Origin of the sequence: Spiractinospora alimapuensis (assembly GCF_018437505.1) — a bacterium.
Lineage (GTDB): Bacteria > Actinomycetota > Actinomycetes > Streptosporangiales > Streptosporangiaceae > Spiractinospora > Spiractinospora alimapuensis.
The window spans coordinates 1,294,404-1,315,749 of the sequence record NZ_CP072467.1 but is presented as its reverse complement, the minus strand read 5'-3'; the positions used below and the strand labels follow the sequence as shown (position 1 = coordinate 1,315,749).

The 21,346-nt window shown below is 70.4% G+C and carries 19 protein-coding genes and 1 pseudogene; 10 read left to right on the top strand and 10 right to left on the bottom strand.

The genetic code is table 11. The annotated features are described in order from the left end of the window. Positions 1 to 357 precede the first annotated feature (357 nt). Complete coding sequence (locus J4H86_RS06105; protein WP_236542528.1) at positions 358 to 1,029, bottom strand: GntR family transcriptional regulator; 672 nt, start codon at positions 1,027 to 1,029, stop codon at positions 358 to 360. A gap of 56 nt (positions 1,030 to 1,085) precedes the next feature. Here J4H86_RS06105 and J4H86_RS06100 point away from each other — a divergent pair, with 56 nt between their 5' ends. The 6 genes from J4H86_RS06100 to J4H86_RS06080 are packed head-to-tail and all read left to right on the top strand — an operon-like array spanning position 1,086 to position 6,104. After that, positions 1,086 to 1,910 carry an FAD binding domain-containing protein gene (locus J4H86_RS06100; protein WP_236542527.1) on the top strand — a complete coding sequence of 275 codons (825 nt, stop codon included), beginning with the start codon at positions 1,086 to 1,088 and terminating at the stop codon, positions 1,908 to 1,910. 37 nt (positions 1,911 to 1,947) lie between these two features. Then, entirely contained in the window at positions 1,948 to 2,472 is a 525-nt protein-coding gene (locus J4H86_RS06095) for a (2Fe-2S)-binding protein (protein WP_236542526.1), read from the top strand. Next, positions 2,469 to 3,845, top strand: a complete 1,377-nt coding sequence (locus tag J4H86_RS27225) for a xanthine dehydrogenase family protein molybdopterin-binding subunit (protein WP_269134538.1) — start codon at positions 2,469 to 2,471, stop codon at positions 3,843 to 3,845. The genes J4H86_RS06095 and J4H86_RS27225 overlap by 4 nt, the downstream gene beginning before the upstream one ends. Position 3,846: 1 nt before the next feature. After that, on the top strand, positions 3,847 to 4,884 hold the full coding sequence (locus tag J4H86_RS27220) for a xanthine dehydrogenase family protein molybdopterin-binding subunit (RefSeq protein WP_269134537.1): 1,038 nt from the start codon (positions 3,847 to 3,849) through the stop codon (positions 4,882 to 4,884). Next, complete coding sequence (locus tag J4H86_RS06085; RefSeq protein WP_236542525.1) at positions 4,884 to 5,198, top strand: EthD family reductase; 315 nt, start codon at positions 4,884 to 4,886, stop codon at positions 5,196 to 5,198. Before J4H86_RS27220 ends, J4H86_RS06085 begins: the two co-directional genes overlap by 1 nt. A 3-nt stretch (positions 5,199 to 5,201) precedes the next feature. Beyond that, on the top strand, positions 5,202 to 6,104 hold the full coding sequence (locus J4H86_RS06080; protein ID WP_236542524.1) for an amidohydrolase family protein: 903 nt from the start codon (positions 5,202 to 5,204) through the stop codon (positions 6,102 to 6,104). Between the two features lie 1,062 nt (positions 6,105 to 7,166). Here the strand turns inward: J4H86_RS06080 and J4H86_RS06075 are convergent. Together J4H86_RS06075 and J4H86_RS06070 are read right to left on the bottom strand one after the other, a co-directional pair. Beyond that, a complete protein-coding gene (locus tag J4H86_RS06075) occupies positions 7,167 to 8,321 on the bottom strand; it encodes an acyl-CoA dehydrogenase family protein (protein WP_236542523.1) in 1,155 nt (384 codons plus the stop codon). Between the two features lie 82 nt (positions 8,322 to 8,403). Continuing rightward, positions 8,404 to 10,530, bottom strand: coding sequence for an acetyl/propionyl/methylcrotonyl-CoA carboxylase subunit alpha (locus tag J4H86_RS06070; RefSeq protein ID WP_236542522.1), 2,127 nt, complete (start codon positions 10,528 to 10,530; stop codon positions 8,404 to 8,406). Between the two features lie 285 nt (positions 10,531 to 10,815). Between J4H86_RS06070 and J4H86_RS06065 the strand changes: the two genes are divergently transcribed. After that, complete coding sequence (locus tag J4H86_RS06065; protein ID WP_236542521.1) at positions 10,816 to 11,028, top strand: DUF397 domain-containing protein; 213 nt, start codon at positions 10,816 to 10,818, stop codon at positions 11,026 to 11,028. Positions 11,029 to 11,106: 78 nt separating this feature from the next. Here the strand turns inward: J4H86_RS06065 and J4H86_RS06060 are convergent. Next, positions 11,107 to 12,731 (bottom strand): annotated as a pseudogene (locus tag J4H86_RS06060) (carboxyl transferase domain-containing protein). 94 nt (positions 12,732 to 12,825) lie between these two features. Between J4H86_RS06060 and J4H86_RS06055 the strand changes: the two are divergent. Then, a complete protein-coding gene (locus J4H86_RS06055; protein WP_236542520.1) occupies positions 12,826 to 13,428 on the top strand; it encodes an SACE_7040 family transcriptional regulator in 603 nt (200 codons plus the stop codon). 100 nt (positions 13,429 to 13,528) lie between these two features. Then, complete coding sequence (locus J4H86_RS06050; protein ID WP_236543925.1) at positions 13,529 to 14,938, top strand: NAD(P)/FAD-dependent oxidoreductase; 1,410 nt, start codon at positions 13,529 to 13,531, stop codon at positions 14,936 to 14,938. Here J4H86_RS06050 and J4H86_RS06045 read toward each other — a convergent pair. Further along, positions 14,880 to 15,503 (bottom strand): metal-sensitive transcriptional repressor family protein, encoded by a 624-nt coding sequence (locus J4H86_RS06045; protein WP_236542519.1) that lies wholly within the window; start codon positions 15,501 to 15,503, stop codon positions 14,880 to 14,882. The two genes, J4H86_RS06050 and J4H86_RS06045, sit on opposite strands and share 59 nt — an antisense overlap. Positions 15,504 to 15,615: 112 nt before the next feature. Further along, on the bottom strand, positions 15,616 to 15,900 hold the full coding sequence (locus J4H86_RS06040) for a metal-sensitive transcriptional regulator (RefSeq protein ID WP_236542518.1): 285 nt from the start codon (positions 15,898 to 15,900) through the stop codon (positions 15,616 to 15,618). Positions 15,901 to 16,021: 121 nt separating this feature from the next. Here J4H86_RS06040 and J4H86_RS06035 point away from each other — a divergent pair, with 121 nt between their 5' ends. Continuing rightward, positions 16,022 to 16,714, top strand: a complete 693-nt coding sequence (locus tag J4H86_RS06035) for an HAD family hydrolase (protein ID WP_236542517.1) — start codon at positions 16,022 to 16,024, stop codon at positions 16,712 to 16,714. Positions 16,715 to 16,824: 110 nt separating this feature from the next. Here J4H86_RS06035 and J4H86_RS06030 read toward each other — a convergent pair whose 3' ends face one another. From J4H86_RS06030 to ald, 4 genes are all read right to left on the bottom strand, one after another. Beyond that, positions 16,825 to 17,436: a superoxide dismutase gene (locus J4H86_RS06030; RefSeq protein ID WP_236542516.1), complete on the bottom strand. Its 612-nt coding sequence runs from the start codon at positions 17,434 to 17,436 to the stop codon at positions 16,825 to 16,827. Positions 17,437 to 17,617: 181 nt separating this feature from the next. Next, positions 17,618 to 18,040: a hypothetical protein gene (locus J4H86_RS06025; protein ID WP_236542515.1), complete on the bottom strand. Its 423-nt coding sequence runs from the start codon at positions 18,038 to 18,040 to the stop codon at positions 17,618 to 17,620. A gap of 89 nt (positions 18,041 to 18,129) precedes the next feature. Next, positions 18,130 to 19,239 (bottom strand): enolase C-terminal domain-like protein, encoded by a 1,110-nt coding sequence (locus J4H86_RS06020; protein ID WP_236542514.1) that lies wholly within the window; start codon positions 19,237 to 19,239, stop codon positions 18,130 to 18,132. 794 nt (positions 19,240 to 20,033) lie between these two features. Beyond that, complete coding sequence (gene ald / locus J4H86_RS06015; RefSeq protein WP_236542513.1) at positions 20,034 to 21,155, bottom strand: alanine dehydrogenase; 1,122 nt, start codon at positions 21,153 to 21,155, stop codon at positions 20,034 to 20,036. Between the last annotated feature and the right edge of the window lie 191 nt (positions 21,156 to 21,346).

Below are 21,346 nucleotides of genomic sequence, written 5' to 3'. Positions count from 1 at the left end.
GGTGCAATAGGTTCCTTTGACGGGCCGGTGTCTCGGACCGTCATGAGGACGCACGAAACCACGTGAGCCCGCTATTGGGCCCACGTAGAGAATGTTGTCAGTTTTTCGTACCCCATGGCGGCCATTTAGTGGCCCCGGCCGTGCGGGTTCGGGGACCTATTCTCCCGGCAGGCGATCATACCCTCAACGCGGCGGGAATGTGGCGGTGCTAGGTTCGGGCCCGGGCCGGTCAGCCCCCAAGGAGGGTGCGCGGTCATGGGAGGTGGGTAGAGAAGGTCCCCGCCCCCACCGGGACTGGAAACGTATTCCGTGGCCCCACCTCCCACAGAACCCCGACAGACACACGGAAAGCGCTGCTCAGCGGTGGCGACCGTGGGCGTCGTGGGGGAGGTCCGCATAGGCCCACTGGTGGTCGCGGGCGGCGAGGCAGGCGTGGTTGAGGTCACCCGATTCCAGGCTCGCCAGCAGGTGGGCGTGGTCCTCGGCGACGGCGACGAGGTCGAGTTCGGTCGCCAGGAGGGTGGCCGCGGTGCGCGCCTCGATCTGGAGGGCCTCCCAGGCGTGGAGCAGAAGGCCGTTTCCGGACGCCTCCATCACGTGCCGGTGGAAGGACACACTGGCGCGGCCCAGGGCGTCGGAGTCGGCGTCGACCGCGGCGGTCGTCATGTTCGCCACGTCGGTCCGCAACGCTGTCACCGGCAGGGTGCCGTTGAGGATCGCGAGCCGCGTCGCGGTCTCCTCCAGACTCGCGCGGACGACGTAGCTCTCCTTGAGGGTCTGCTCCACGAAGGGCAGTACGAACGTGCCCCGCCGTGGGACGACCTCGACCAGGCCGATGCCCTCCAGTTCCCGCAACGCCTCGCGTACCGGAGTCTGGCTGGTGCCGAAGTCGGCGGCGAGCCGTGTCTCCACCAGGCGTTCTCCGGCGGCCAGCTCCCCGGTGACGATCCGTTCCACCAGGGCGTCGCGGATGACCCGGCCCAGGGGGAGCCGGGAACCGCCCACGGTGCTCTTGACGTACGCGCTCATTGTGACCTAGCTTACTCATCAATTACCGATTATCGATAATCGGTTGAGGAGTGGCGATGCTCGCGCACGTACACACACCCACCTCCCTCGACGACGCTCTCTCCCACCTACGCGACCGGCCACCGGGTACGGTGCGGGTTCTCGCCGGCGGCACCGAGGTGATGCCGGCGGTCAACGCGGGGACCGAACCCGCGACCGAGTTGCTCAGCCTGCGCCGCGTCGGCCTGGCACACGTCTCACGATCCGAACATGAGGTCACGGTCGGCGCCACGACACCACTGGCCGACCTGGCCTCCGACCCCCGTCTCTCCTTCCTCGCCCCCGCGCTGGGCGCTGTCGCCGCCCCTCCGGTGCGCACACTGGCGACCATCGGCGGCAACCTCTTCGCCGCGCCTCCCTACGGTGACCTCGCGGCCTGTCTGCTCGCCCTGGACGCGCGCGCCCACGTCGCCGGGCCGGCGGGCGTGCGCGTCGTGGCCGTGGAGGAGGTGATCGACCACGGAGTGGCGGAGGCGGAGATCCTGACCCGGTTCGACTTCCGGGCCCCGGCGGAGGGCACCTGGTTCTTCCACAAGGCGGCCCGGCGGCGTCTCAACTCCGCCGCCGTCGTGACCGTCACGGCACACCTCCATCGGGCGCCCGACGCACCCGACCACGTCGCCTCCGCGCGAATCGCGCTCAACGGTGTGGCGGAGCGCCCGTGGCGCGCCCGCGCCGCGGAGCGGGCGCTCGCGGGTCGGGCCCTCACCCCCGAGGCGGTCCTCGAGGCCAGCGCCGCCGTACTCTCCCACGTGGTTCCGCGCACCGATGCCTACGCGAGTGGTTGGTATCGGGCGCGGGTCCTCCCGACCCATATGCGCCGCGCGCTCCTCGGAGCCTGACCCCGCACTCCTCTTCCCGCGGAAGGGACTCCCGCGAATGCCGTCCCACGTCATCACCCTCACCGTCAACGACCGCTCCGTGGAACTCCTCGCCGCTCCCGGCACCACCCTCCTGACCGCCCTGCGCGACACGCTGGGCCTTACCGCCGCGAAGCGCGGGTGCGCCCAGGGGTCCTGCGGAAGCTGCACCGTTCTGATCAACGACAACCCCGCCGTCGCCTGCCTCGTCCCCGTCGAGACCGTCGAGTCCGACACGGTGCGCACTCTCGAGGGCGTCGGCGGCCAAGGGGAACTCGACGACGTCCAGGCCGCGATGCTGGAGGGGTTCGCCGCGCAGTGCGGATTCTGCACCCCCGGCATGATCATGGCGGCGGAGGCTCTCCTCGACGCCAACCCGGACCCCACCGAGGAGGACGTCGCCGTCGCGATCAGCGGCAACGTGTGCCGCTGCACCGGCTACGCCAGCATCGTCCGCGCCGTGCTGGACGCCGCCCGGCGCCGACGCGACCGAGGGCGGGCGGTCGAACCCGCGTCCGTCGGCACGGAAGGGGACCGAAAGTGACGACCTCCCATGTCGACGACAGCTATTTCCCGGGAACCCGGACCAGCGGTCTGGGCGTGGTCGGCGCCACCGTGCCACGGTCCGACGCGCGCGGGCACGTCACCGGACGGACCCAGTTCGTCGAGGACGTCCCGGTGCCCGGTCTGCTCCACCTGAAGATGTGTCGCTCCACCCGCCACCACGCGCGGATCCGGTCCGTGGACGTGTCGGCGGCGCTCGCCGTGCCCGGGGTGGTGCGGGTCCTGACCCACACCGACATCCCCGCCAACTGGTACACGGTGCTGCGTCTCATCGGGGTCGAGCCCAACGACGAACCGGTACTCGCCGAGGATCGGGTCCTGTACCGGGGCGAACCGATCTGCGCCGTGGTCGCCGAGTCGGAGGCCGCGGCCATAGAGGCGGCCGACCGGGTCCTCGTCGTCTACGAGGACCTGCCCGCCGTGCTCGACGTGGAGGAGGCCCTCGCGCCGGACGCGCCCGTGATCAAGCCGCACGGGGCGAACCACTTCGTCTACGAGGGACACCACTGTCGACGGGTGCGGTTCGGCGACGTCGCGGAGGGGTTCGCCGCCGCGGACCACGTGTTCGAGTGGACCTACCAGTCCGCGCCGATCGAGCACGCCCCCACCGAGACCACGGGATGCGTCGTGGAGCCCCAACCCGACGGCCGGCTACGGATCCGCTCCGACACCCAGGCGTGCTTCTTCACGCTGGACAACACAGCGCTCATCCTCGACCGTCCGCCGCATCGGCTGCAGGTGGTGGGCGGCACCGTCGGGGGCGGGTTCGGGGGCAAGGTGGACGTGATGGTGGAGCCGGTCGCGTGCGTCGCCGCCCTGGCCACCGACCGTCCGGTGAAGTACATGTACTCGCGGGCCGAGGAGATGCAGGTGTCCTCCACCCGGGCGGCGGAACGCATCCGGGTCAAAGACGGGGTGAACGCTGACGGCACGATCCTCGCCCGCCAGGTGACGCTCCTGATCGACGCCGGCGCCTACTCCCGCCACACGCCCTACGGCACGACCAAGGCGGCCGCGCACATGCCCGGGCCCTACACCATCCCCAACGTCTGGGTGGACGCGCACTGCGTCTACACCAACCGCACCCCGTCCAGCGCGATGAGGGGATTCGGGGTGACGATCGGGGACTTCGCCCTGGAGTCACAGATGGACCGCATCGCAGAGGCGTTGGGGCTGAACCCACTGGAGTTCCGGTTGAAGAACGCCTACCGCGACGGCGATGTTCGCCCCTACCGCAAGAAGGCGGAGGGAACCGCCCTGGTGGAGACGATCCAACGGTCCGCGACCGCCACGGGGCACCCCTTGGAGGACACCTACCGTGCTCTCTCCTCGCCACGTGGAGAGGAGGCGTGACATGGCGCTGCGACACGGCCGCGGATACGCCACCGTCAACTACCCCACCGGGATGAACCTCGGGGGAGACCCCACCCAGGCCCTCGTGCACGCCACCACCACCGGCGCCTTCGTGGTGAGCCTGTCCTCGGTCGACCTCGGCCAGGGCATCAAGACCGTCGCGGCGCAGGTCGCGGCGGAGACCCTCGGCATCGACGTCGCCAGCGTCATCGTCGACACCGCCGACACCGACACCGGTCCGCACTGCATGGGCACCTTCGCCAGTCGAGGCACGCACCGGGTCGGCAACGCGATCATCATGGCCGCGAAGGAGGCCCGCGAAGCGCTGCTGGAGGCCGCCGGAGAGGTGCTCGAGGCCGACCCCCGCGACCTGGAGGTCGCGGGCGGCCACGTGCGGGTACGCGGTGCGGGCCACGACGGGGTGCACGTCAGCGAGGTCGCCCTCGCCGCGCACTTCAGTCAGGGCCGCACCATCTCCGGCCGCGGGATCGCCATGAAGGAGCCCAGCGTGCCCGACCCGGAGACCGGCGCGATGGACCCCGACTCCTGCCAGGCACACGCCTGCACCATGGCCGAGGTCGTGGTCGACGACGAGACCGGCGTCGTCGAGGTACAGCGGCTGCACAACGTCTACGAGGTGGGTCGGGTCATCAACCCGGCCATGGCCGTACAGCAGGTCGAGGGAGGCTCCTGGATGGGGGTCTCCCACGCCCTGTTCGAGACCACCGAGCCCTACTACCCGCGACGTGACCACGGCCCACTGAGTTTCGCCAGCTACCTCATGCCCGGACACGCCGACACCCCCACCATCGAGTGCGTCTTCCTGGAACGACCGGCGGCCAACGGGCCCTTCGGCGCCAAGGGCATCGGCGAGATGACCGCGAACGCGCCGATCCCCGCGATCGCCAACGCGATCCACGCCGCCTGCGGGGTGCGCCTGAACACCATGCCGTTCACCCCGGAGCGGGTGCTGCGCGCCCTGGACGAACTCGCCGACCACCGTGACACCCACCTCGACCGAACGGAGGGCATCGCCTGATGCTGAAGGTCATCTCACTGATGCGCAGGGCCGAGACCATGAGCTCGACGGAGTTTCGGACCTGGGTCCTGGAGACCCACGTTCCCTACGCCCGTGCGCTGCCGGGGCTCCGCGGCTACCGGGTGAACGTCCCGGTCGACCCGGACGCCAGTGCCTACGACGCGGTCAACGAAATGTACTTCGACGACGAGGAGGCGCGCGCGGCGGCGTTCGCCTCCGACGCGGGCAAGGCGGCCGGGGCCGACGCGGCCGCGCACACCGCCGAACGCGTCCATGTCATCAGCACCGAACACCGCCCCCTGGACGGGGGCTGAGCCGTGCCGGGGATCGTCGACGCCCACCATCACCTCTGGCGACAGAACGACCTGCCCTGGTTGACCGGTCCGATGGTGCCCCGGATCTTCGGCCCCTACGAGTCGATCCGACGCGACTACCCCGCCGAGGAGTTCGTGGCCGAGGCGACCGAGGCGGGAGTCACCGCCTCGGTCTACGTCCAGACGAACTGGCCGTTGGACCGTTGTGTGGACGAGGTCCGGTGGGTGCGCTCGGTGCACGAGGAGACGGGGTGGCCCACGGCGGTCGTGGGATGCGTCGACCTGTTCTCGGCCACGGCGGACTCCGTCCTGGCCGAGCAGGCGAGGACCACCTCGCTCCTGCGGGGTGTCCGGCTCCAACTCCACCACCACCCCCGCCCCGAGTTCCGGTTCGCCGCCGACCCCGAGGCGATGGACGACGTCGTGTTCCGCCGTAACCTCGCCCGACTCGCCGACCACGACTGGCTGTTCGAGCTGCAGGTCTTCCCCGGCCAGGTCGACGCCGCCGAGCGGCTCGTCCGGGACTTTCCCGACATCACGTTCGTCCTGGTGCACGCCGGGATGCTCGTGGACCGCGACGCCCGCACCGTGACCGAGTGGCGCGATGCCCTCACCCGTCTCGCCGCCCACCCCAACGTCGTCGCCAAACTCTCCGGCCAGGGCACCTTCTGCCACCGTGTCGACCCCACGATGATCCGCCTGGTCCTCTCGGAGTGCCTGCGGCGGTTTGGCTCCCACCGTTGCCTGTGGGGCAGCAACTTCCCGGTCGAGAAGATCTGGACCAGCTACGCCGCCCTCCTGGACGCCTGGACCGACGCCCTCGCCGCTCACCCGGAGAAGGTCCGGGAGGACGTTCTCTCCACCACCGCCCGCCGTGTCTACCGCCTGGACGCCCCGAACCCCTGAGACGCTCCTCGGTCGTGGTGGGTCGCGCGGCGTGGCATTCGCCGATCGGCCGCAGCCTGCCTGTGCCGCGCGTTTACCGGTGGCGCGCCCACGCGGCGTGCCACCGACGAAGCCCGCCGCCACGTTCGAGCGTCGCTGGATCCTGGCGGTTTCCCTCGCTGAACCGTCAGGTTCGCGCGACGACGAACCGCCCGGCGGTGTTCACCGCAACAGAGTCCCTGGGTACGCGCAGCGCCGTTTCCGTCCGGTGTCGCCGCGGCCGTGCGAGGACCTCCGCCAACGCCCCGCTCCAGCCTGAGACCACGAAGCCAAGCACACGTGCCTGAACGACGGTGGCGGAGCCCCGTCGGGGTCGTGGTCTGCCTGGCGTCGCGTGTGGGTGACCACGCGTGTCAACGCGTGGCTTGGTCCGGTCGTGTCTGCTCAACGGCGGTGCATGGGTGAGGTGGGGCCTGTCGGTCGAAGTCCGCGCACCGGGCTGGTCGAGAGTCGTGGCTCCGCGTTCGCATGGAGGCCGCCACGGGAGGACGCCCGTGGCGGTGGGCGAGCCGCGGTGATCGTGGTGATCGCTCCGGCCCCGGGGGTGCCCCCGTGATACGCGCCTGTGCGGTTCCTCCCGCGTGGTTCGGTGGACCACCAGGGAACGCCCGTGCTGGACAAAACGGGATCGCGCGTGGACGCCCCGGGGGGGGACCCGTCGCCCTCCGTCCGGAGCCCGCCGGCACGAGCGGGGCGAGCGCACCCCGTCGACACCGGGAGATCACGACGACCACGCGCGTTCACCAGGCCGCCGGAACGGGCCGCTCCCACTCCCACCCCGAGCGCCGGCGCCCACGACGCGGCCAAAGGGAGCATCGGCGTCTTCGCCGGCGGGTGGTAGGACCCCGGCTTTGAACCGGCTGTCCAACCGAGGCCGGAACACCGTGGAGCGAATGATCGACCCGCTCACCCGGATCCGGGCGGTCGCGACCGTCATGACGAGCGGGCCGTGATCTTCGGCGGGACCCTAGGGGCGGCCTCGATCCCCGAACCGGTTTCGCGATCCGCCCATTCGACCAGTGCCTAGTCGGGAAGACCCAGGTCGCGGGCGATCAGCATGCGTTGGACCTCGCTGGTTCCCTCGCCGATCTCCAGGATCTTGGCGTCGCGGTAGAACCGGCCCACGGCCGACTCGTTCATGAAGCCGTAGCCACCGAAGATCTGCGTGGCGTCGCGGGCGTTGTCCATGGCGGCGTCGCCGGCGACGAGTTTGGCGATGGCGGCCTGACGTTTGAACGGCGCGCCGGCGAGCATGCGGGTCGCGGCGTCGTAGTAGGCCAGGCGGGCGGTGTGGGCGCGCGCCTCCATGTCGGCGATCTTGAACTGGATCGCCTGGTAGCCGCCAATGGGCCGCCCGAAGGTCTCGCGCTCCGCGGCGTAGCGCAGACTCTCGTCGACGCAACCCTGGGCGAGCCCGACGGACAGGGCCGCGACGGCGATGCGCCCCTCGTCCAGGATGCGCAGGAACTGGGCGTAGCCACGTCCCCGTTCGCCGAGCATGTTCTCCGCGGGAACCCGACACCCGTCCAACACGACCTCGTGGGTGTCGGAGGCGTTCCAACCGACCTTGGAGTAGGCGCGGCCGACCGTCAGCCCGGGGGTGTCACTGGGCACGATGATGGTGGAGATCTCCGGCCCGCTCGCGCGCTGCCCGGTCACCGCGGCGACCGTGATCAGGTCGGTGATGTCGGTCCCGGAGTTGGTGATGAACGCCTTCGTGCCCTCGATCACCCAGGAGTCACCGTCCTGGTGCGCGGTGGTGCGCAGCGCGGAGGCGTCCGTCCCGCAGTCCGGTTCGGTGAGGCCGAACGCGCCCAGGCCGGTACCGGCGCACAGGCGCGGCAGCCACCGCTCGCGCTGCGCGTCCGTGCCGAAGCGGTAGATCGGCATCGCACCCAGGGAGACCCCCGCCTCCAGGGTGATCGCCACGGAGGAGTCCACGCGGGCGAGTTCCTCCAGCGCGACACACAGGGCGAAGTAGTCACCGTCCATGCCGCCGTACTGCTCTGGGAAGGGGAGCCCGAACAGGCCCATCCGCCCCATCCCGGCGACGATGTCGTACGGGAAGGCCTTTCGCTCGTAGAAGTCGCCGATCACGGGCGCGATCTCGGTGCGCGCGAATTCCTCGACGGTCGCGCGCAGCTCCCGGAGTTCGGGTGTGAGATGCGGGTCGGTCATGACTGCTCCCCTGCTTGACGTGCGGGTGACGGATGGCGCGGCGGCCACGCCGACGCGGTGGTCGCGGCGACGGGCCACTGGTTCACGGGGCGGGCTCGTCGGCGGTGACGACGGCGAGGACGGCGTCCATCGCGACCGTCTGCCCGTGGCGAGCCTCGAGTCGGGAGACGGTGCCGGAGATCGGGCTCGGGATCGCGTGCTCCATCTTCATCGCCTCGACGACGGCGAGGGTCTCGCCCTCCGATACGTGTTGCCCGGCCTCGACCTCCACACTGATCACGGTTCCGGGCATGGGGCTGCGCACCGTGGGATCCACGGGGCGCGAGCCGCGCCGCAGGGGGGAGACACGCGCCTCCTCCTTGACCTGCCAGCTCGCACCGTCGCGGCCGAGCCAGAGCTCACCGTCCAGCGCGGCGCGGACAAAGGTGTGTCGGACGCCGTCGAACTCCAGGTGGAGTTCCTCGTCGTCCTCGCCGCGCCAGACGGTGGCGACGGAGGGTGCGTCCGCCCCGACGGCGACCTCGAAGCGGTCGAGGGTGACCGTGTCGTCCAACGGTCGGGTGCGGACCACGACGGGCTCACCCCCGGCGACGGTGAGCCGCCACGTGGTGGCCACCGGGGTGCCGACGCGCCAGCCGTCGGCGGTGGTGAACCGGCTGGAGGAGGTGTCGCGGCGAAGGGAGAGGTGGCGGTCCAGCGCGGCCGCGGCGAACACGACGGGCGGGGGAGCGGTGACGAGCCCGTCGCCTATGCGTTCCACGAGGGCGGTATCGAGGTCCCCGGCACGGACCTCGTCGCGCGTCAACAGCGCGCGAAGGAAGGAGACGTTGGTGGCGCAGCCGAGCAGTGTGTAGGAGGCCAGGGCACGGTGGAGCCGGCGCAGGGCGTCCTCGCGATCGGCTCCCCACGCGATCACCTTGGACAACAGCGGGTCGTAGGCCGATCCGATGTCCGTTCCCACGTCGAGGCCCGAGTCGACCCGCACGTGGTCCCCTGCCGGTTCCCGCAGCCGTAGCACCCGCCCGCCCGCCGGAAGGAAACCGCGGGCGGGGTCCTCGGCGTACACACGGGCCTCGACGGCGTGGCCGACCCGACCGAGGTCGGCCTGGGCGAAGGGCAGCGGCTCGCCCAGGGCGACGCGTAGTTGGAGCTCGACGAGGTCGACCCCCCGGGCTCCGTCCCAGGCCACGACCTCCTCGGTGACGGGGTGTTCGACCTGGAGGCGCGTGTTCATCTCCAGGAACGCGAAGGGTGGGGCGTCGGACCGATGCTCACCGATCGCGCGCGTGAGACCCGTGGCGGCCCCGGCGTCGGTCCCACCGCTCCCGGGGGCGGACTCGTCCGACGCGCCGTGGGTGGGAACGATGAACTCCACCGTGCCGGCACCCACGTAGCCACAGGCCTTCGCCGCCGCGACCGCGGCCTCGCCCATCCATACCCGGAGCTCTTCATCGACGGCGGGGGAGGGAGCCTCCTCGACGATCTTCTGGTGTCGGCGCTGCAGGCTGCACTCGCGTTCCCCGAGGTGAACGACGTGACCCTCGGTGTCGGCGAGGATCTGGACCTCGACGTGGCGTGCCGGTTCCACCAACCGTTCGGCGAGCAGCGTCGTGTCGCCGAACGCACCCGCCGCCTCCCGACGCGCGGCGCCGGCGGCACCGACGAGCTCCTCGGGCCGGGCCACGCGGCGCATGCCCTTACCACCACCACCGGCGGCCGGTTTCAGCAACAGCGGGTATCCCACCTTGGCCGCGGCGGCCGACAGCTCGACGCCTTCCAGCGGGTGTCCGGGTTCCTCGGCGAAACCGGGGAGCACCGGTGTTCCGGCGGCCTCCACCGCCCGCTTGGCGCGGATCTTGTCACCCATGAGGCTGATGGCGGACGCCGGCGGTCCGACGAAGGTGAGGCCCGCCTCGGCGCAGGCCACCGCGAAGTCCGCGTTCTCGGACAGGAAACCGTACCCGGGGTGGACGAGTGAGGCATTGGCGCGCCTGGCCGCGGCCACGATCGCGTCGATGTCCAGATACCCACGCGCCGGACCCGTGCCGCCGAGCCGTTCCGCGGTGTCGGCGACGCGCACGTGCCGCGCGGCGACGTCGGCGTCGGCGTACACGGCCACGGAACGCCACCCCAGTCGGCGCAGCGTGCGGAGGACACGGACCGCGATCTCGCCGCGATTGGCCACGAGAACCGTGGGCGCTGCTGGCATGCTGACCGACCTTCATTCGTGGCTGATAACTCGGATGTTAGTAGTCATTAATCGACGGTGTCCAGGCGTGCCAACAAAAGTGGGCAATAGTGGCGAAGTGGAAGATATTGGCTACCTTCGGTGCGCCGTCGTCCGTCACCCACAATGGCGCTGGGGAACACCGACCAACTTTTCCATCTGTTCCGGGTTCCGCACCAGACGACACGGGATACGCTGCTGTCCGCCAGATGATCTCGAGGTGGTTTCGCGTCACGCGGGCCGCTCGACAGTGAAGGGACGTGGTTGGTGTCCAGTCAGGATCCGCTCGCCCAGTGGCGGACCAGTAGCTACAGCGCGAAGTACAATTGCGTCCAGTGCGCGAGTGGCATCTGGACCGGGACCCGCGACGATCGCGACGTCGCGGTCCGTGACTCCCAGAACCCCACGCGCGGGCGGCTGCGCGCGCCCGTGGGCGAATGGGTCAGGTTCCTCGGCGCGGTGCGCCAGGGAGTGTTCTGACGTAGACCGTGGTGCGTCGTCGCGGCGCACCACCCCGGTCCCGGCGGGGCTCTCGGTCGCGAGCGTCCCGTGCGCGTCTCACATCCGAAAGACGCCGTATCCCATCTCGTCCAGGGGGGCGTTACGCGCGGTGGCCAGGCCCAGCGCGAGCACCGTGCGGGTGTCCACGGGGTCGATCACCCCGTCGTCCCACAACCGCGCGGTGGAATAGTAGGGGTTTCCCTGGTCCTCGTAGCGTTGGCGGATCGGCGCCTTGAACGCCTCCTCCTCGGCCGCCGGCCACTCCTCACCCTGGGCCGACATCTGCTCCTTGCGTACGGTCGCCAGCACCGACGCGGCCTGCTCGCCGCCCATGACCGAGATCCGGGCATTGGGCCACATCCAAAGGAACCGCGGTGAGTACGCCCGCCCGCACATGCTGTAGTTCCCGGCCCCGAAGGACCCACCGATCACCACGGTGAACTTGGGGACACGCGCGCAGGACACGGCGGTCACCATCTTCGCGCCGTTCTTGGCGATGCCGCCCGCCTCGTAGTCCCGGCCCACCATGAACCCGGAGATGTTCTGCAGGAACACCAAGGGGATCCGACGCCGGTCACAGAGCTGGATGAAGTGAGCCCCCTTCAGCGCGGCCTCGCTGAACAGGATCCCGTTGTTGGCGACGATCCCGACCGGGTGGCCCCAGACACGCGCGAAACCGGTGACGAGGGTCGTCCCGTACTCGGCCTTGAACTCGGTGAACTCACTGGCGTCCACGACGCGGGCGATGACCTCGCGGACGTCGTAGGGCGTGCGGGTGTCCGTGGGGACGATGCCGTACAGGTCCTGGGGGTCGAGCGCCGGTGGGCAGGGGGAGCCGACGTCCCAGGCGGGCGCGTCGGGGGGTGCCAGGGTGCCCGCGATGTCCCGCACGATCTCCAGCGCGTGGGCGTCGTCGTCGGCCAGGTGGTCGGTCACGCCGGAGACCCGCGAGTGGAGGTCGCCGCCACCGAGCTCCTCGGCCGTCACCTCCTCCCCTGTCGCGGCCTTCACCAGGGGCGGGCCGCCCAGGAAGATCGTGCCCTGCTCGCGCACGATGACCGCCTCGTCGCTCATGGCGGGCACGTAGGCGCCACCGGCGGTGCAGGAGCCCAGGACGGCGGCGATCTGGGGGATGCCTCGCGCCGACATCGTGGCCTGGTTGTAGAAGATCCGTCCGAAGTGCTCTCGGTCGGGAAACACGTCGTCCTGCATGGGGAGGAAGGCGCCACCGGAGTCCACGAGATAGACGCACGGGAGGTGGTTGTGCAGTGCCACCTCCTGGGCACGCAGGTGCTTCTTCACCGTCATCGGGAAGTAGCTTCCCCCCTTGACGGTCGCGTCGTTGGCGACCACCATGACCTCTCGGCCAGCGACACGACCGACACCGGTGATGATCCCGGCGCCGGGGGCGTCCTGGCCGTCGTCTCCGTACAGTCCGTATCCGGCCAGCGGAGACAGCTCCAAGAAGGGTGAACCCCGGTCGAGCAGGGTGTCGACACGCTCCCGGGGGAGTAGTTTGCCCCGATCTGTGTGTTTCGTGCGTGCGCGTTCCGATCCGCCGAGCGCGGCGTCGTCACCCGCTGTCGAAGCTGGGCGGCCAGCGCGCGGTTTTCCTCGGCGTATCGCGCGAACGCGCTCGCCGTGGAATCCACCGAGGAACCGAGAGTAGGGGAGCCGGTCATCTAACCCCTTCGTTAATGTCCATTAACTCATCGCGATGGTAGTAGCGCCTACTATCGGTGTCCAGGGCGCCAGGCGACACAGGAAGGACCGTGAATGTCGCAGAGAGTGGGGAGCCCCACCCCCCACACCGAATCCCGCCGTATCGCAATTCTGCGGGCCGCGGCCCGATTGTTCGCGGCGCACGGATTCCATGGTGTGACCATAGAGGAACTCGGCAGGGCGGTCGGGACGACCGGCCCCGCGCTCTACCGGCACTTCACCAGCAAGGAGGCGGTGTTGTCGGCCATGCTGTTGGACGTCAGCGAACGTCTCGCCGCTGGGGCCCGCCTGCGTGTCGCCAACGCCCCCGACGCCACCGCTGCCCTGGACGCGTTGCTGCGCGGCCACGTCGACTTCGCCCTCGCCGAGTCGGCACTGATCACGGTGCACGACCGGGAGTTGCGCAACGTCCCCGACCCCGACCGGCACCAGATTCGACGGTTGCAGCGCGACTACATCGAACAGTGGGTCGCGATCCTCGCGGCGCTGCGCCCCGGGGCGAACCCCGCGGAACTACGCGTCGCCGTGCACGGGGTGTTCGGTCTGCTCAACTCCACACCACACAGCACAGGCCAGGTGCCACGGGAGTCCATGGCGCCCCTCCTGCGCGCGATGGGCCGCGCCGCGTTGCTCGCCGACACCGCCCGGGAGGCCTGAGCACGGCCGCTGCCACGCGGTCCGCGACCGGTGCCAACGTTTACCCAGGGGCTGGTGGGGCACCCCTGGCACAGAAGACGTCCGGCCATACGGGGGTGCGATCGTGCGGCCACACATCGTCGTCGTGGGTGGCGGGTTCGCCGGCTTCACCACACTGCGGCGGCTCGAACAACGACTCGGCCAGCGGACGCCGGCCGACATCACCCTCATCACGCCCGACGACTACATGCTGTACCAGCCGCTGCTGCCGCAGGTGGCGTCCGGGCTGGTGACCCCGCAGTCCATCGCGGTGTCGCTGTATCGGCGCCTGTCCCGCACCCGAATCGTGCCCGGCAAGGCCGTCGGCGTGGACGCCGCGTCGCAGATGGTGCTCGTACGGACGATCGCCGGAGAGACCACCGCCGTCGGCTACGACCGGCTGGTGCTCGCCCCGGGCAGTATGACCCGCGCGTTGGACATCCCCGGGCTCACCGCCTATGGCCACGGGAACAAGAACCTCGCCGAGGCGGTGTACCTGCGCGACCACGCGCTCGCCCAACTGGAACTCTCCGACGCCTCCCACGACCCGCGCGAACGAGAGGAGCGGTGCCGCTTCATCGTCGTCGGCGGCGGGTACTCGGGGGTGGAGACGGCCGCCACCATGGCACTGCTGTGCTCCGAGGCGGCGCGACGCTATCCCGATATCGCCCCGAACATCGACTGGCACCTCATCGACATCGCGCCCCGACTGCTGCCCGAACTCGGCGAGGATCTGGGAAACCGGGCGATGGCCGTCCTGCGCAAGCGGGGGGTGAACGTCGAGCTCGGCGTGAGCGTCAGCAACATCACCGAACGCGAGGTCACACTCACCGACGGCCGGACCCTGCCCTGCCGCACCCTCATCTGGACCGCGGGCGTCGCCCCCAGCCCGCTCATGGAGGCGACCGGCCTGCCCACCGACCGCGGCAAATTGAAGGTCCGCGCGGACCTCTCGGTGCCGGGACACCCCGAGATCCTCGCGATCGGCGACAGTGCCGCGGTTCCCGACCTTTCGGCGCACGAGGACCACGCGGCGTGCCCGCCCACCGCGCAGGTCGCCACCCGTCAGGGACCCGTCGCCGCCGACAACGTGATCGCCTCGCTGCGTGGGGAGCCCCTCACCGACTTCCACCACCGCGACCTCGGCCTCGTCGTCGACCTCAGTGGGAAGGACGCGGTGGCGCGCCCGTTCGGGTTCGAGCTGAGCGGTCTGCCTGGCTTGGCCGTGACACGCGCCCAGCACCTCATCTCGCTGCCCTCCGGCCCGGCACGTGCCCGGGTCGCGGCCAACTGGGCGATCCGCTACCTGCTGGGGGGCGAGGTGTCGCGGCTCGGGTTCGCGCTGAACTCGGTGGACTCCTTCGCCGACGACGACGCCCGCGACCAGTACCTCACCGCGGAGCAGGTGCGTCAGGAGGCGGCCACCGCGCCGCTCAGGGGGTTCGCGAGCGACGCCAGTAGTACCCCGTCAGGGCAGCGCCAGCACCGGTGATGAGGGCCGCGCTCAGCAGCAGCCGCCACGGGTCCCACCCATCGATGATCATCCGCCACAGGACGCGGCTGTCGGAGTGCGGGTCGGTAAGAAGGAGGACGGCCACGACGGCCGTCACGGCGATCGCGGCGGTCACGATGGTGGCGCGCCAGGCCCCGGAGAGGCCCATCCGACGTGGGATCACGGTCCCGGCTTCGGTGATCCGGGTGAGGCGGGTGATGGGTAGCGCCATCACCGCGAGCACCACCCGCAGGATCTGCACCGGCCCCAGCAGCAGCGCCACCGACGGCACGGTCGCCAGCGCGACGCCGCCCGCCCACGCGTGGTCACGCAGCCAGGCCCGCTTGTTCTCGGCCAGCAGGATCAGCAGGATCCACTCGGCCCACAGCACCAGCCCGGACACGAGGTTGACCACCGAGCCGGCGTAGGCCACGGTGCCCGTGGCCAACTGGGCACACAGTACTGCGGGGACCGAGAGGATCGCGGCGACAAGGACGGGCACTCTGAGTGACCGCTCCAGAGCGGCCGCCCGGCGGTTGGGTAGCTCTGTACGCTGGTCGTTCACGCACAGCAATCTAACCCAGCCGCACAAACCAGCCCGGGGGTGCGCGTAGCGCTATGATCGGGTCATAGGTGGATCTCGGGGTGAGGTTCCATGGCGGTGTGGCCCAAGGTGGTCAGGAGCGCACCAGCCGAGCGATGGCGTCGCTGGCTTCCTGTACCTTGCCCTCCGCGTCATTGCCGCTGGCCAGAGCGTCGGACACACAGTGACGCAGGTGTTCGTCCAAGAGCTCCAGGGCGACGGCGCGTAGGGCCTTGTTCACCGCTGAGGTCTGCGTAAGGATGTCGATGCAGTAGGAGTCCTCCTCGACCATGCGCTGGAGGCCGCGCACCTGGCCCTCGATTCGGCGGAGCCGGTTGAGGTGGCGCTGCTTGTTGTCGTGGTAGCCGTAGGTCGTCATCGTCGACTCCCGCCCCGTTGGATATCGTCGTCCCGCTCACTATACCCCACCCGGGTATTTTGTGTCCGATTTGACGTGCCGTCTGATAGTTCGCCCACTGCGGACGCGTAGGCTACTGTCCGTGGATGACTTCGCGACTACGTCGAGTGATCGCACGGCGACACGACACATTATCTGGGACTGGAACGGCACGCTCCTCGCCGACAACGACGCCAACCTCGCCGCGCTGAACGAGGTCTGCGCCGCGTTCGGAGTCGAGCGGGTCACCCTCGACCACTGGCGAGGTATGTTCCGCCGCCCCCTGATCGACTGCTACGAGGAGCTTCTGGGCACCAGCCTCTCCCCCCACAAATGGGAGACGGTCAACGACATCTACCACACCCACTACATCAAGCACCTGGCGTCCTGCGGCCTCACCGACGGTGCGCCGCACGTGCTCCGGGGGTGGCAGTCCGAGGGGTGGACGCAGTCCCTGCTGTCCATGGCGGGCCACGACCACGTGCGGGCGATGATCGAGGAGTGGGAGCTGCGGTCCTATTTCACGCGGGTGGACGGGCGCAGGTTCGACACCGAGCGCGACTCCAAGGCCGAGCACCTGATCCATCACCTGCGCGGGCAGGAGGTGGACCCGAAGACCGCGGTACTGATCGGCGACATCGACGACGACGCGCGGGCGGCGGCCGAGGCCGGCGCACAGGCGGTGCTCGTCACGACGGGCCTGATGGACCGGGAACGTCTGCGACGGACCGGGTTCCCCGTGGTCGACTCCATCCAGGAGGCCGTGGCCCTCGTCGGCGACCGGGCGCCGAGCTAGGTGGTCCTACGCGGCCCGGATTCTCTCACCGGCCCCGCCGCGCGTCGGCGGACAAGGGGAGGGGCTCGCCCAGCGCCCCAGGGCGCTGGGCGCGACTCGCACCCGCGGCGTCAGCGAAGCTGTACCCCGCGCGCGTCCTGGAAGCGGCGCTGTACGTCCGCCCAGTTGACGACGTTCCACCACGCCTTGACGTAGTCGGCCTTGACGTTGCGGTACTGCAGGTAGAAGGCGTGCTCCCACATGTCCAGCAGCAGCAGGGGGTAGAGCCCCGCCGGCAGGTTGCCCTGGTGGTCGTAGAGCTGGTGGATGTTGAGCCGCTGCCCCAACGTGTCCCAGGCCAGGATCGACCACCCCGATCCCTGGATCCCTGTGGCGACGGCCGCGAACTGGGCCTGGAACGCCTCGAAGGAGCCGAAGAACTCCTCGATCGCCGCCGCCAGCTCGCCGCCGGGCCGGCCCCCGCCGTCCGGCGACATGTTCGGCCAGAACACCGTGTGGTTCACGTGCCCGGCGAGGTTGAACGCCAGGTTCTTCTCCAGTTGGTTCACGTAGCCCAGGCTGTTGTTGGCCCGGGCCTCCGCGAGCTGGTCCAGTGCGTCGTTGGCACCCTTGACGTAGGTCGCGTGGTGCTTGTCGTGGTGCAGCTCCATGATCTCGCCGGAGATGTGCGGCTCCAGCGCACTGTAGTCATACGGCAGGTCCGGGAGCGAGTACGCGGACATGTTCGTACCGTCCGATCTAGGCATCGAGAGCACAAGAGTTCCCGGCGGGACAACCGTCCCGCCCTGAGGGGCAAGCTATCAGCCAGATGCCCGCCGACCAGGTCTTATCGTGCCGGCGTCGCGAACCCGCTCCGAATCACCACCGGCGCCGGCGCCGTTCTCCCCCGGCGTACCTTCTGGGTCACTGCCGCCGGCGACGCTGCGGCAACCGGGGTTCGTCCCGGCCGTCCGGCGCGCTCTCCGCGGTCAGCTCCGCCAACCGGCCGGGCGAGATCTCCAGGATCCGGGCGATGTCGTTGGGCGGCAGCCCGGCCGCGCTCATCCCCTGCACGGCGTCACGCGTCTTGCTCACCGCGTCCCGAGTGGCCTCGTCGGCGGCGGCGACGGCCCGTCGCGCCTCCAGGGCGAGACGGTCGGTGTCGTCGTCCACGCGCGGCACCAGCGTGACGTGCACAGCGCCCTTCGACGCTCCCGCGGACTGGATGTGCTCACGCACCCGAGCCTCGGCGTCGTCCAGCGACGGGGACCACGTCTGTCCCGCCCCGTCGACACGGAGCTCCCAGCCGTTCTCCCACTTGCGAGCCTGCACCTCATACAGCGTCAATACGGCACTCTCCCCGGCCTGCGGCGTCCGCCTAGATCATCGGGCAATTCCGGCGGTCGGGCAAGAGCGTACGCCCAACGGGGGAGTACTCAGGCGCGCAGCGTCGTCTGGGTGACGGTCATGCGACGCAGCGCGTCCAGGTCGATCTCGTGCCCCGAGCCCGGACGCGTCAACGGTACGCCCACGACACCGTCGTGGACCCGCACCGCGGGCTCCACCAGCGTGAGGGCGGGGGAGCGGCGAGTGCCGGCGCCGGGCATGTCGCTCGGCAGGGTCACCCCTGGGAGGGAGGCGAGAGCGACGGTCATCGATCGGCCGAGACCCGTCTCGTCGTCGGACCCGCACCACACGTCCCAACTGGCGTCGCGCGCACGGTCGTGGATGCGGCGGGCCGGCGTCAACCCACCCACCCGGGAGATGGACAGGTTGACGGCGTTGGCCGCCTCCGCTCGCACCGCCGCCTCCAACGCCTCCAGGGAGTCGATGGCGGCCCCCAGCGCGAGCGGTGTGCGCAGCTCGCGGCGCAGCTCCGCGTGGGCGGCCAGATCGGTTCCGTAGGGGTCCTCGATCGCCAGCAGGTCGAAGGTGTCCAGGACGCGTAGGCTCTCCAGGTGTTCGGCCCCCTGGTAGCGGCCACCGCAGTGCACCTGGAGCGCCAGGAACGGGTAGGCCGTGCGTACGGCCCGCACGACGTCGACGTCCCGACCGGGCGCCACGTCCAGCCGGACCCGACGGATCCCCGCGCCGACCTGCCGGTTGACCTCGCTCACCGTCGCCTCGGGGCTGGCGAACTGGCGGACCGTGACCCCGGCGGTGATGGCGGTGCGGGTGCCGCCCAGGGCGTGTGCCAGCGGGGTTCCCCTGCGGCGCGCCCACAGGTCCCAGCAGGCGCTGTCCAACGCGCCCTGGACCGCGGGCACGAACGGCAGTGGACGGAACAGGTCGGGCACCTCGGTGGGGCGCTGCCAGGAGTGACTCAGCAGCGTTGGAACGAACCGCCCCACCAGGTGGTCCCAGAGCTCGTCACCCTCCGCGCCACTCGCCCGCGGGACCTCGCCCCAGCCCGTCCGCCCCAGATCGTCCTCGACTCGCACCAGGATGTGGTCCTGCCGCTGCCGCGCGGAGTCCGGGACGCGGACGCGGCTCACCTGGACCGCCGCGAGGCGCGTGAGCGTCCCTTGGGACTCTGTGCGTGCCACGGGCAGGCCTCCAACTCCGGGAGTGCGGTGCGCGACCAAGATCCTTCGCTATTAGACGTTACCTCCTACCCAGCAGTATTTCCCTCCGCGCGGGGCGCCGGGCTGGAGCGTTCGTCGCGTGCCAGCCCACGACCGGCCGACCCCTCGGACAGGGCGTCGGGAGTGGCGACCCCTCGATGGGGCTCGTGCTCCTGGCGGTGGTGAGGTGCGCGCGGCCCCGCGTGGGTCCACCGCGTCCCGGTGTCCACACGGGACAGCCAGCACCCGGCCCCGGTGCGTCGCAGTGACGACCAAGAAGGAAGGTTGACGGGCCACCTCGCCAGGCGGTGGTGGCGGGAGGCAACCGTAGGAGGTCCGCTGGGACTTCGTCGGTGGACGCGGTGGCCGGGGGAGCGGGGTGAGTCCCGAGGCCGATTCGCTCACGTACACCGCGGGGGCGCCGGGGGTGGGGGCCCACGTTCGGTGTGGGTGTCGGCCCTCGGCGAGGGACGGGAAGGCCCACGGGCCGCCTCGCCGGGACGCGGCGCCCTCGGGGTCGGAAGGTGGGGGTGCGCTGGGGCTTCGTCGGGGGACGCGGTGGGGTCGTTGGTCGACTCGCGCTGGCGGGGGGAGCGGGGTGAGTGCCTGAGGCCGATTCGGTCATCTCCAACACGGGGGCGGGTGTGGGGGCTGGGCGCGTCGTCGTGTGGGTCACCTGGTCAGTAGCGGTGCGCGGATAGACGACCAGCGGGCGCGAGGGGACCCGTCACCTCCTCCCCACCAGTCGGTCGGGGCCCACGTTCGGTGTGTCGGTGTCAGCCCTCGGTGAGGGCCTCGGCGACGGACATGGCGGGCAGGCCGTGTGCCTCGGCCACGGCGGTGTTGGTCACGACACCCGCGTGGGTGTTCAGTCCGCGGGCGAGCCGGGGGTCCTCGGCCATCGCGTGGCGCCACCCGCGGTCGGCGAGGGCGTGGGCGAAGGGCAACGTGTCCTTGGTGAGGGCGTGGGTCGAGGTGTGCGGGACGGCTCCGGGCATGTTGGCCACGCAGTAGAACAACGATCCGCGCACGGGATAGGAGGGGGCGTCGTAAGTGGTGGGGCGAGTGTCCGCGAAGCAGCCACCCTGGTCGACGGCGATGTCGACCAGTACCGACCCGGGGCGCATCCGCGAGACCAGTTCGTTGGAGACCAAGGTCGGGGCCTTCGCGCCGGGCAGCAGGACCGCGCCGATCACCAGATCGGACTCCAGGACGGTGCTCTCCACCGAGTAGGTGTTGGAGGCCAGAGTACGTACGCGGCCCTGGAACAGCTCGTCGGCGTGACGCAGCTTCGGCGTGCTCACGTCCAGGAGGGTGACCTCGGCGCCCATTCCGAGGGCCACGCGCGCCGCGTTCAGGCCCGCCACACCCGCTCCCAGGATCGTGACCTGGGCCGGGCGAACTCCGGGGACACCCCCCATCAGGACACCCCGCCCGCCGTCCACACTGAGCAGCGTCTGTGCCCCCGCCTGTGGCGCGAGCCGGCCGGCGATCTCCGACATGGGGGCGAGCAACGGCAGTCCGCCGTCCGCGGTCTGCACCGTCTCGTAGGCGACAGCGGTGACCTTGTGCTCCAGCAGCGCCTGGGTGCACTCCTTCGAGGCCGCGAGGTGCAGGTAGGTGAAGAGGAGCTGACCTTCGCGCATGAGCGCGAACTCGGAGGCGACCGGCTCCTTCACCTTCCACACCAGATCGCTGGACTCCCAGACCGTCGCGGCGTCCGGCACGACCCGAGCGCCCGCCGACACGTACTCCGTGTCGGGAATCGAGGAGCCCGCACCGGCGCCCTCCTGGACCACGACCTCGTGGCCGTCACGGACGAGCTCATGCACTCCAGCCGGAGTTGTCGCGACCCTGTACTCGTGGTTCTTCACTTCCTTGGGTACGCCAACACGCACTGTGTTCCTCCTTGTGAGAGGGGCCACGTCCTCGTTGACGCGGCCTTGGACCCCTCTACTGTGGCGGCCGGCGACCCGACGCGCCAGACGACGGGCCGCCTCTGGTCCGGGAGCCGGATCCGACACGTTGTAGTAGTTGGTTAGGCTGGGGCCGAACCTCGCGTCGCTGTGGCGATCCGTGCTGGACATCC

What these genes read in the sequence shown, in the direction of transcription:
- J4H86_RS06105 (WP_236542528.1), bottom strand. Translation starts at nt 1,029, where the DNA reads ATGAGCGCGTACGTCAAGAGCACCGTGGGCGGTTCCCGGCTCCCCCTG.
- J4H86_RS06100 (WP_236542527.1), top strand. Translation starts at nt 1,086, where the DNA reads ATGCTCGCGCACGTACACACACCCACCTCCCTCGACGACGCTCTCTCC.
- J4H86_RS06095 (WP_236542526.1), top strand. Translation starts at nt 1,948, where the DNA reads ATGCCGTCCCACGTCATCACCCTCACCGTCAACGACCGCTCCGTGGAA.
- J4H86_RS27220 (WP_269134537.1), top strand. Translation starts at nt 3,847, where the DNA reads ATGGCGCTGCGACACGGCCGCGGATACGCCACCGTCAACTACCCCACC.
- J4H86_RS06085 (WP_236542525.1), top strand. Translation starts at nt 4,884, where the DNA reads ATGCTGAAGGTCATCTCACTGATGCGCAGGGCCGAGACCATGAGCTCG.
- J4H86_RS06075 (WP_236542523.1), bottom strand. Translation starts at nt 8,321, where the DNA reads ATGACCGACCCGCATCTCACACCCGAACTCCGGGAGCTGCGCGCGACC.
- J4H86_RS06070 (WP_236542522.1), bottom strand. Translation starts at nt 10,530, where the DNA reads ATGCCAGCAGCGCCCACGGTTCTCGTGGCCAATCGCGGCGAGATCGCG.
- J4H86_RS06055 (WP_236542520.1), top strand. Translation starts at nt 12,826, where the DNA reads ATGTCGCAGAGAGTGGGGAGCCCCACCCCCCACACCGAATCCCGCCGT.
- J4H86_RS06040 (WP_236542518.1), bottom strand. Translation starts at nt 15,900, where the DNA reads ATGACGACCTACGGCTACCACGACAACAAGCAGCGCCACCTCAACCGG.
- J4H86_RS06030 (WP_236542516.1), bottom strand. Translation starts at nt 17,436, where the DNA reads ATGTCCGCGTACTCGCTCCCGGACCTGCCGTATGACTACAGTGCGCTG.